The sequence below is a fragment of the Bradyrhizobium sp. genome, from assembly GCF_050014615.1.
Lineage (GTDB): Bacteria > Pseudomonadota > Alphaproteobacteria > Rhizobiales > Xanthobacteraceae > Bradyrhizobium.
This window is the reverse complement of sequence record NZ_JBEKCZ010000270.1, coordinates 1-9457: the sequence shown is the minus strand read 5'-3', so window position 1 is coordinate 9457 and position 9457 is coordinate 1. Positions and strand designations below refer to the sequence as shown.

Sequence of the window (9457 nt, the reverse complement as noted above, 5' to 3'; positions counted from 1 at the left end):
CGCCCTGATGATGACGTTCGACCGTCACCTGTCGCATCAGGGTCGGTAGAGATATCTGGAAAGACCGGCGGCGTCTCGGTCAGCGTTTGGCCGGCATCGGCTCGGTCTGCACCTTGCAGTTCGATGCGGCGAGAGACGCCTGGGCCTGCGGCATCAGGCCTGGTTCCGGCGCCAGCGCCTTCAGCACGATCAGTCCCGCCGCGGTTGGAGAATCGATGATCAACCGGTCGGCCGCGGTCACATCCTCATCCTCCGGCAGCTCGGCGTGCTGGGCCTCGGTCATGAGATCGAGTTCGATCACCTTGCGTCCGGCGGATCGGTCGTTGATGGCGTAATAGGCCACTTCGTTGCGGGTATAGAACGACACCGAGGTATAGGCCTGACTGACGGGAACCGTGAGCTTGATCGGTCCGCCGGACAGGTCGTAGCGGCAGATCGCGGTCGCGAACGCTGGATCCATGAACGGCATCGGGGCGTTGTTCGGGTCCGCCTGCGGGAGCGGACTGACGGCGTTGAGTTTGGTCAGCGGCGTCAGGCGCGAATAGGCATCCTGGGTCGCAATGCGCGGCAGCGCCAGCACGCTGACGAGATGCACGACGCCGCCGAGCAGCACGCCTGCGATGATGGTGAACACCAGACGGATCATGGGCACCCCACGGTCGCGATCGAGGGCATCGGCGCGTCACGCTGGGTCCGCGTCGCCACGCCCACCGGCGTGTCATACAGCCGAAGCATCAGCGCGTAACGCTCGATTCCCCCGGTGGGCAGCCAGTTTCCCGCGCGCGATCGCGACGCCACCCGCACCTCGAACGCGCCGTCGGCGCCGCGGATGATTTCCTGGCTGGTGAAGCCGTAACGTTGCAGCGAATTCGCAACCAGGCGTCCCTTGCTGTCGTACAGCGTCAAGGTCCAAAACCGTGCCGCGGGCGTGACGCCGCTGACGATCACGTCGCAGCGGCCATCGAGCGGCCGCTTGCGATCGTCCGTCGTCGCCGAGAATGCCACGCCGTCGCCGGTGCCGATGGGCAGCTCGCCGCTGCGCGCGATGGAGGCGCGTGAATAGGGGTCGACGTCGGCGGTGCCGGTTTTGGGGCGGGCGGTCCAGGCGCCGATCCGCAGCGTGCCGAGATCGGTGCCGCGCGTCGCCGTCAGCCACGTCGCGCCGAGGCCGACGACGGTGGCGAGGATCAGCGCCAGTAACGTGATGAATATCAGCCGCACGGTCAGTTCTTGCGCGGAGCTGACGTAGCTGGGTCGCCCGGCGCCGCCGCTGCAAAGCTTTCAGGGAACGCGAGCGAGCTGGACGACACCGGCTTGCTAGGCTTTGCGGGTTCGCCAGGCGAGCTGTTTCCGGCGGTCTGCGCCGCGTCGTCGAGCATTTTTTCAACCCGCACCAGGATGTCGGCGCCGCGTTTGGTGAGGATCGGGGGCGGCCTGATCTCCGCGGGCTTCGGTGCGCCGTTGGCCGCGACAGTGGCGGAGGCAACCGGCGGCGGCAATTTCGTGCCGGCTCCGATGCCCGCAATCTCCTTGATCTCGACGCCCTGATGGGCCGCGACCATGATGTCGTGCCAGGTCTGCGCGGGCAGCGAGCCGCCGGTCATGCGGTTGGTTGGCGAGTAATCGTCGTTGCCATACCACACCGCGCAGGTGAAATTGCCGGTATATCCGACGAACCAGGCGTCGCGATAGGCGTTGGTGGTGCCGGTCTTGCCGGCGGTCGGGATGCCATCGAGCGCGGCGCGCCGGGCGGTACCTTCGCTGACGACGTGGCTCATCATGCCCGCCATGTCGGCGGCCACCGAGGCCGGGATCGCCTGAAGCGGCTTCTTGCCGTCACGATCGAAACGCCAGACCAGATCGCCGGCGCCGGTGCGGACTTCCAGCACCGCGTGCGGGGTGACCGATCTGCCCTTGTTGGGGAACGTCGCATAGGCCACGGCATGTTCGAGCACCGTTACTTCATCGGCGCCGATCGGCAGCGACGGGGTATCCGGCAGCGGTGCCTTGATGCCGAAGCGGCGCGCGACCTCCACGATCTTGGCGCGGCCGGCCTTCGGGCCGCCCTTGCCACCGATCGCAATCGACAGTTTCACGGGAACGACGTTGATCGAGCGGGTGATCGCCTGCGTCAGCGTCACCGCGCCGGAATAGGAGTGACCGTAATTCTGCGGACACCAATTGCCGATGCAGACCGGGCCGTCGACCACGATCGAGGTCGGCTTGAAGCCGTTGAGCAACGCCGTGGTATAGACATAGGGCTTGAACGACGAACCGGGTTGCCGGTAGGCGTCGACGGCACGGTTGAACTGGCTGGCGCCGTAGTCGCGGCCCCCGACCATCGCGCGCACGCCGCCGTCGAGATCGGCGACCACGGTGGCGGCCTGGGTGGCGTGATAGTCGCGGCCGAACTGGCGCAGCTGGTTCTCGATGGCGTCTTCCGCGGCGCGCTGCACGTTCATGTCGATCGCGGTGCGGACCACGAAGACGCGCTCGTTGTAGGATTTCGGAAACGTATCGACCAGCTTGCGCATCTCGTCGAAGGCCCAGTCGAGATAATAGTTCGGCGAATTCTCGTCGCGGCGATCGACCGCGGTGGCCGGATTGCGCCTCGCACCGAACACCTGGCCTTCGGTCATGAAGCCGGCGTCGACCAGATTATCCAGCACCACGTTGGCGCGGGCGCGCGCCGCGGGCAGGTTGATGTGCGGCGCATATTTGGTGGGAGCCTTGAACAGCCCGGCCAGCATCGCGGCTTCCGCAAGATTGACGTCGCGCGCCGACTTGTTGAAATAGAAATGCGCGGCGCCGTCGACGCCGAAGGTGCCGCCGCCCATATAGGCGCGATCGAGATAGAGTTTCAGAATCTCGTTCTTGGTGAGCCGCGTCTCCAGCCAGATCGCGAGGAACGCCTCGTTCACCTTGCGCTCGATGGTGCGCTCGTTGCTCAGGAACAGGTTCTTGGCGAGCTGCTGGGTGATCGATGAACCGCCCTGGCGCACCCCGCCGGCCTGCGCGTTGGTCAACAGCGCGCGCGCGGTGCCGGCGATGTCGATGCCGAAATGGTCGTAGAAGCGGCGGTCTTCGGTCGCCAGCGTCGCCTTGATCAGATTGTCCGGAAAATCCTCGAGCGGAATCGAGTCATTGTGCTTGATGCCGCGGCTGCCGATCGGCGTGCCGTTGCCGTAGCGATCGAGGAAGGTCACCGCGAGATCGGATTTCTTCAGCCAGTCTTCGTCGGCGGTCTCGCGAAACGCCGGCACCGCCAGCGCCAGCATCAGGATCAGGCCGCCGAGCCCGAGGGTGGCGGCTTCGGACAGGGGTTCGATGAAGACCCAGCGTTTCCAGCGACCGACATAGAAGTGGTCCATGAAGGTCGAGAACCGCTCATAGAGTTCGCGGGCGCCCTTGCCGGAAGAGAACAGCGTTGAATCGATGCGCGCGTCGAGATCCAGCATCCAGTGCCGGATCTTCTTCTTCCATTCCGTTGGTACGATCTTGGGCACCAGGACCCTTGGTCAGTTTGCAGCGCTCAAGCACCCGGCGGGGGTACCGTTGAGACGTCTTGCGGGAATGTTGCGGCGAACCCAAGGCGCTGCCAGCGCCGCTGGGGACTCGGTCTTTATCTATCTGAGCGGGGGCCATAAACCAATGGTCCTGCTGCCATTTCGATCGGCAGGGCTAACGCTGTCCCGGCTTTTGTGGCGCCGTCCAAGCATCCCGCTTGCACCCGTGCCGTCGCAGCCCCTAGAAGGGCTTTCTCCCGTTGTCGCCCGGAAACCCCTGGGGATCCATGACCGCTCCGCCCAAGCCGCCCTCTAGTCAAGAGGGATTCTTCTGGAAAACCAAGACGTTGGAACAGATGTCCAGCGTCGAATGGGAAAGCCTGTGCGACGGCTGCGCGCGGTGCTGCCTCGAGAAGCTCGAGGACGAGGATACCGGCAAGATCTATTTCACCCACGTTTCCTGCAAATTGCTCGATGCCGGGCTGTGCGCCTGCAAGGATTATGCGAACCGGTCCGACCTGGTTCCAGACTGTGTCAGGCTGACGCCGGCGAATGTCCGCACCCTGAACTGGCTGCCGCCGAGTTGCGGTTACAAACTGGTGGCGGAGGGCCGCGATCTCTATTGGTGGCATCCGCTGATTTCGGGCGATCCCGACACCGTGCATGAAGCCGGCGTTTCCGTGCGCGGGCGGGTGCAGGGAACCGAAAACGAGATCGCGGACGCCGACCTTGAGGATCACATCGTGCAATGGCCGGCGCTGTTGCCGAAACGGGCGCGACTGAAAAAGCGGCCACAATCCTGAACCCGGGCGGCGCGCGACCGCGTTGGTCCTCTCGCGGGACACACCCATGCGCTCAACCCTCTGCCACAACACCGGTTTGCCGCTTAAATTGCGCTGTATAAGATGATTCCCGCGGCCGCCGGCCGCGCACGCCAGACCAACACAATTCAGCATGAACAAGTTCGAACGGCAGAGCCGTCACCCGGCTGACCAACAGACATTGCCCGAAGCCGTCGCCGGCGGGCTGTCGCAATTGCCTGCCGGGATCATCGATATCAGCGACGCGCCGCCGATCGCGCCACCGGCGCCGCTGACGCCAGGCGAAGTCCACACCATCCTGATCAGCCTGATGCTGACGATGTTTCTGGCCGCGCTCGATCAGACCATCGTCGCTACCGCGCTGCCGACCATCGGGCGGCAATTCCACGACGTCTCCAGCCTGTCATGGGTCATCACGGCCTATCTGCTGGCGTCGACCGCGGTCGCGCCGGTGTTCGGCACGCTGAGCGACATCTACGGCCGCCGCGCCATGATCATCACCGCGATGAGCCTGTTCATCGCGGGCTCGATCCTGTGCGCGGTGGCGCCGAACATGCCGGTGCTGATCCTGGCGCGCGGCCTGCAGGGACTCGGCGGCGGCGGCATCCTGCCGATCGTGCAGACCGTGATTGCGGATGTGGTGACGCCACGCGAGCGCGGCCAGTACCAGGCCTATTTCAGCGGCGTGTGGATGGCGGCCGGTATCGGCGGACCGATTCTCGGCGGCGTGTTCGCCGAACATCTGCATTGGTCGATGATTTTCTGGATCAACGTGCCGCTCGGGCTGATGTCGCTGGCCATGCTGCTGCCGAAAATGGGCAAGATCCCGGTGTTCCATCGCAGGCGCAAGGTCGACTGGCTCGGCGGCGTGCTGTTGATGGCTTCCGCCGTGGTGTTCATGCTGGTGCTGACCTGGGGCGGCAATCGCTATCTCTGGCTGTCGCCTGTGATCATGGCGATGGTCGGTGCGTCGGTCGCGCTGGCGCTGGCGTTTGTGTGGCATGTCCGAAATACCGAGGAGCCTTTCCTGCCGCTGCCGCTGATGGGCGGAACGGTGGTGCCCTACGCGATGGCGTGCGGCGGCCTGGCGATGGGCGCGATGCTGGGGCTGACCGTGCATCTGCCGCTCTATTACGAGGTGGTCTATCATCTCAGTGCCAGCGAGGCAGGGCTTGCGCTGATTCCGCTGGCGGCGGTTTCAACCGGCGGTGCCGCGATTGCCGGCCGAGCCATGGCGCGCACAAAACATTACAAGCACGTCGCCATCATCGGCACCTTGTGCGCGGCGCTGGCGGCAGGCGCGCTGGCGCTGACGTCCCTGCCGCTGTGGGTGCTGCTGGTGCTGTTGTCGGTGTTCGCGCTGGGCCTTGGCACCGCGTTTCCGGTCAGCACGGTTTCGGCGCAGAATTCGGTGGCGCGCTCGCAGGTCGGCACCATTACCGGGGCGACCAACTTCTTCCGTGCGTTGATGGCCTCGTTTACGGTGGCCGTGTTCTCGGCGATCCTGCTGATGGCGCTGGGTGCGGATATTTCGCTCAGCGGCGAGCATCGCGGCCCGGTGAGTTCGATTCCGGCCGCCGATATGATCACGGCCTTCCATTATGTGTTCGGCGCCGCCGCGGCCATGCTCGCCGGGGCCTCGCTGTTTATGGTCCTGATGGAAGAAAAGCCGCTGGCCGGGCCGGCTACGCCGGTCGGGATGGCAGAGTAGGGCGCCTGACCCCTGCGGCAGTTGTCTTGCCGCGATGTCGATGACTTCTTCTATCCCTGCGCTGCGATTTGATCTAACAGCGGCGCCAGCAACCAACCCAATTCCGACAAGGAGCCGGCCATGAGCAAACCCACCGTCGAGCAGGCCCGGATGGGCACCGAAGGCATCGCCTTCTGTATCGCGCGGACCCTGATCGAGCGTGACCCCTCGTTGAAGGCGCCGATGCGCGCCAACCTGCGCAAGATGTGGGAGCTTCTGGAGGAGCGGGAAGACCACGGCGCCGCCGACATGGTGGACACCATGATCAAGGCGCTCAACGATCCCGCGTTCTTCAAGCCCTGAGTTCGCGGTTCAGTGCGTCTGCATCAATGCCGTGCAGGGATACCGTGTATGAATGCCGCTGCGACCACGGATACCCGAATTACGATCCATTCGCTTAACCCATCGTTTAGCGAGTTTGTCAACGTAACTGCAACCAATGCTACCTAGATTTCGGCGTGGTCGAGCCCGCACCGTCAAACGGGAGCTTTGAATGCGTCAGCTAATTTCAAGATTCCTGGGCAACGAATCCGGCGCGACCGCGATTGAATATTGCCTGATCGCAATGGGAATCAGCATCGTGATCGTGGCCGCCGTCAACAGCCTCGGCAGCGGTCTCAACAGCCGCTTCACCTCGATCAGTTCGTCGCTGAAATAGCCGGTCGCGCCTGCGGGCGGAGCTCTGTTGCCGTTCCCGTCGCTTGCCTTGTGCCTTTTCTTTCAGCGCCCGCAACCATGGCGCGCCGCCGCACGCGCTTTGGCGCTATCCCGCCTTCTTGGATCGGACGGGGGCGCGCACCGGTTTTTCGGACTTTTTCGGCGCCTGCACTTTTGGTTCTTCCTTGGCCGCGCGCTTGCCGCTGATCGGAAGCAGCATCTCGCGCTGGCCGGCGCTGGCTATGCGCGGTTTTTTGCCTTTGGCCTTTGGGGCAGGGACGGATTGTTTCTCACCTGCGAGGCTGCGCTTCAGCGCATCCATCAGATTGATGACGTTGCCGCTTGATTTGGGCGCCGCTTTCGCGGTGATGCTGATGCCGCTGCGTTTTTTGTTGATGAGATCGATCAGCGCGGATTCATAATGGTCCTCGAACCTGTCGGGCTCGAACGATCCGGACTTCTTTTCGACGATGTGCCTGGCGAGATCCAGCATATCCTTGGTGATTTTCACGTCCTGGATATCCGCGAAATATTCCTTCTCGCTGCGCACCTCGTACGGATAGCGCAGCAGCGTCCCCATCAGGCCCTTGTCGAGCGGTTCCAGCGCGATGATGTGCTCGCGGTTGGTCAGCACCACGCGCCCGATCGCGACCTTGTTCATGCCGCGGATGGTCTCGCGGATCACCGCGAAAGCATCGTGGCCGACCTTGCCATCGGGCACGAGGTAATAAGGGCGGATCAGATAGCGGTTGTCGATATCGGTTTTGGGCACAAACTCGTCGATCTCGATGGTGTGCGTCGACTCCAGCGCGATGTCGTCGAGTTCATCTTTCGACACCTCGATGTAGGTGTCGGTGTCGACCTTGTAGCCCTTCATGATGTCTTCGGCGGCGACTTCCTCGCCGGTGTCGGCATCGACCTTGGCATATTTGATGCGGTGGCCGGTCTTGCGGTTGATCTGGTTGAAGCTGACTTTTTCGGTATCCGACGTCGCCGGATACAGCGCGACCGGGCAGGTCACGAGTGAAAGGCGCAAAAAGCCCTTCCAGTTGGCACGGGGAGCCATGGGATACTCCGAAAACGCAACGAATATTCTGTAACCATACCACCAGGGAACCGAATTTCAAATAAGCTAGCACTTCTTTGGACTGGCGCTCAAAGTGAGGATCCCCGTGGATGCTTGATTCTACCCCTGCGCAGATCCGATCGGGTCGTTCGAGAGCGGTTCGGCTACACAAGATAGCTCTTGATAGCCTCAAGCACCTGGTGCCAGAGCTCGTGCTCGGCTTCCGATCGATAAAGCCACGGATCAGGTCGCGGACCAATAGACCTTCGGACCGGTCGCCGCCGCCTGATGACGTCGCGCGCGCTGAGCTAGCCAGCCCGCGGTGGAACTATCTAGCGCACTTCAGAACGCCGCGCGAGTTTGCCTGACAACGCCAAATCGAGTTGCGTAACGAAGCTAATGCCCGCCGGCACCTTGTGTTTGGGCAATGCTGCTTCGGGTGGGCTGCAATTTCATAGAGCTCTACCCATCCGCCGTCGTCTTCAGGAATTCGGCTTGGTCCGGCGGAGCTGAACGGGTCCCGTGCCCAATTTGTCCTCCAACTGAGCCACCAGCACCGAGAAAAAACCGAGTCAAAGCAATCCACAAACAACAGGTCTTCGGGGAAGGGAAACGATAGTCCGGTTATGTACGGCAGCGATCCCCAGCATTTCCGACAATATCTTTAATTTACTATCTTTAATTTACTTCTGGCGCTTGCCTCTGAAAAATATTGAGAATAGTGCGCCAACTAGCAGAATGCCCGTAAGAGATGCTGCGAATGTCAATGCCCATGAGCGGATTTCTTCGCGCGCAAGGCCGCCGTTAACATGAGCGAAGTGCCGGATCGCGGCGGCTGTCACCAACGCTGCGACGACAATCGCAATCACTTGCCTGATCCGAAAGGCGGTTATCGGGTCCATGACCAACATTAATCCGGTAATATTGGCCAAACAAGGCGTTTTTGCTCTGGTCACGAGGTGGTTTCGCGCTCGCGGAGCCTATCGACGTCGAGCCTTTCGGTTCGCGGCCTGGTGAGGGCGCCGCGAAAATCGACGCAAGCAACATCCCCAGCTTAATTGGGGTGCCAAGCCTGCTCTTACGTGTTGCAAGCATCGATCCTAGCCGTCCGTGAGAATGCAGTTTTTGGTTCGATTGATGCGGCCGCACACCTCTGACCGAGGCCCGCGGGATTTCTTTGGCTTTTCACCGCCCAACTACCGGTACTTTGCAACGCGAGACGGACGGACTGACGAGCGGGGGGAGCGCCCCCGCCGGTCAAAAAGCCGAGCGGCGGCCGCGCACCAGGCAAACTGGGGGAGAGGTCGACTTCGGGACATGAAGACGGGCCAGCAATCATTCTTTGACGGCGGTCGGCCGCGGCTCAATGGCGGTGGGTTCTTGAGCCGTATGCCTCGCCATGTCTCCTGGCGCCAGGCGAGACGGCACGGGCCGACGGTTCCTACTTCAGATCTCTCCTATAATGATTTCGTTCTGCCAGCTCCCGGCGGCGAAAAGTGTTTCGCGAGCAGCCGGTGATCAATGGTCCTTAACTCAAGTTTACGAATTGCTCATCATCTGAAAGGATTCTTGAGGCTCGTTTACCAGCTACAGGATCGGTTTGGTGTTAATTGATTAAAGATGACGGAGCTTTTAGGTCGTTGTTATGCCAGGAAAC

9 protein-coding genes are annotated in these 9457 nt (G+C 62.4%); 4 read left to right on the top strand and 5 right to left on the bottom strand.

The window, feature by feature from the left end:
- Window positions 1–79 precede the first annotated feature (79 nt).
- From ABR948_RS27535 to ABR948_RS27525, 3 genes are read right to left on the bottom strand one after another with little or no spacing between them, the layout of a single operon-like run.
- A complete protein-coding gene (locus ABR948_RS27535; RefSeq protein WP_428124134.1) occupies window positions 80–646 on the bottom strand; it encodes a DUF1254 domain-containing protein in 567 nt (188 codons plus the stop codon).
- On the bottom strand, window positions 643–1221 hold the full coding sequence (locus tag ABR948_RS27530) for a DUF1214 domain-containing protein (protein WP_428124132.1): 579 nt from the start codon (window positions 1219–1221) through the stop codon (window positions 643–645). Before ABR948_RS27530 ends, ABR948_RS27535 begins: the two co-directional genes overlap by 4 nt.
- 2 nt (window positions 1222–1223) lie before the next feature.
- Window positions 1224–3506: a transglycosylase domain-containing protein gene (locus ABR948_RS27525; RefSeq protein WP_428124130.1), complete on the bottom strand. Its 2283-nt coding sequence runs from the start codon at window positions 3504–3506 to the stop codon at window positions 1224–1226.
- A gap of 287 nt (window positions 3507–3793) precedes the next feature.
- Here ABR948_RS27525 and ABR948_RS27520 point away from each other — a divergent pair, with 287 nt between their 5' ends.
- From ABR948_RS27520 to ABR948_RS27505, 4 genes are all read left to right on the top strand, one after another.
- Window positions 3794–4309: a YcgN family cysteine cluster protein gene (locus ABR948_RS27520; protein WP_428124128.1), complete on the top strand. Its 516-nt coding sequence runs from the start codon at window positions 3794–3796 to the stop codon at window positions 4307–4309.
- Window positions 4310–4460: 151 nt separating this feature from the next.
- A complete protein-coding gene (locus tag ABR948_RS27515) occupies window positions 4461–6038 on the top strand; it encodes an MDR family MFS transporter (RefSeq protein ID WP_428124126.1) in 1578 nt (525 codons plus the stop codon).
- A 120-nt stretch (window positions 6039–6158) separates the two neighbouring features.
- On the top strand, window positions 6159–6380 hold the full coding sequence (locus tag ABR948_RS27510; RefSeq protein WP_291568615.1) for a hypothetical protein: 222 nt from the start codon (window positions 6159–6161) through the stop codon (window positions 6378–6380).
- Between the two features lie 190 nt (window positions 6381–6570).
- Window positions 6571–6735 (top strand): Flp family type IVb pilin, encoded by a 165-nt coding sequence (locus tag ABR948_RS27505; protein ID WP_428124124.1) that lies wholly within the window; start codon window positions 6571–6573, stop codon window positions 6733–6735.
- Window positions 6736–6840: 105 nt separating this feature from the next.
- Here the strand turns inward: ABR948_RS27505 and ku are convergent, their stop codons facing one another.
- Both ku and ABR948_RS27495 read right to left on the bottom strand, forming a co-directional pair.
- On the bottom strand, window positions 6841–7800 hold the full coding sequence (ku, locus tag ABR948_RS27500) for a non-homologous end joining protein Ku (RefSeq protein WP_428124122.1): 960 nt from the start codon (window positions 7798–7800) through the stop codon (window positions 6841–6843).
- 683 nt (window positions 7801–8483) lie between these two features.
- Window positions 8484–8756 (bottom strand): hypothetical protein, encoded by a 273-nt coding sequence (locus tag ABR948_RS27495; RefSeq protein ID WP_428124120.1) that lies wholly within the window; start codon window positions 8754–8756, stop codon window positions 8484–8486.
- Between the last annotated feature and the right edge of the window lie 701 nt (window positions 8757–9457).

Coding starts and splice junctions, on each gene's coding strand:
- ABR948_RS27535 (WP_428124134.1), bottom strand. CDS start 646: ATGATCCGTCTGGTGTTCACCATCATCGCAGGCGTGCTGCTCGGCGGC.
- ABR948_RS27520 (WP_428124128.1), top strand. CDS start 3,794: ATGACCGCTCCGCCCAAGCCGCCCTCTAGTCAAGAGGGATTCTTCTGG.
- ABR948_RS27515 (WP_428124126.1), top strand. CDS start 4,461: ATGAACAAGTTCGAACGGCAGAGCCGTCACCCGGCTGACCAACAGACA.
- ABR948_RS27510 (WP_291568615.1), top strand. CDS start 6,159: ATGAGCAAACCCACCGTCGAGCAGGCCCGGATGGGCACCGAAGGCATC.
- ABR948_RS27505 (WP_428124124.1), top strand. CDS start 6,571: ATGCGTCAGCTAATTTCAAGATTCCTGGGCAACGAATCCGGCGCGACC.
- ku (WP_428124122.1), bottom strand. CDS start 7,800: ATGGCTCCCCGTGCCAACTGGAAGGGCTTTTTGCGCCTTTCACTCGTG.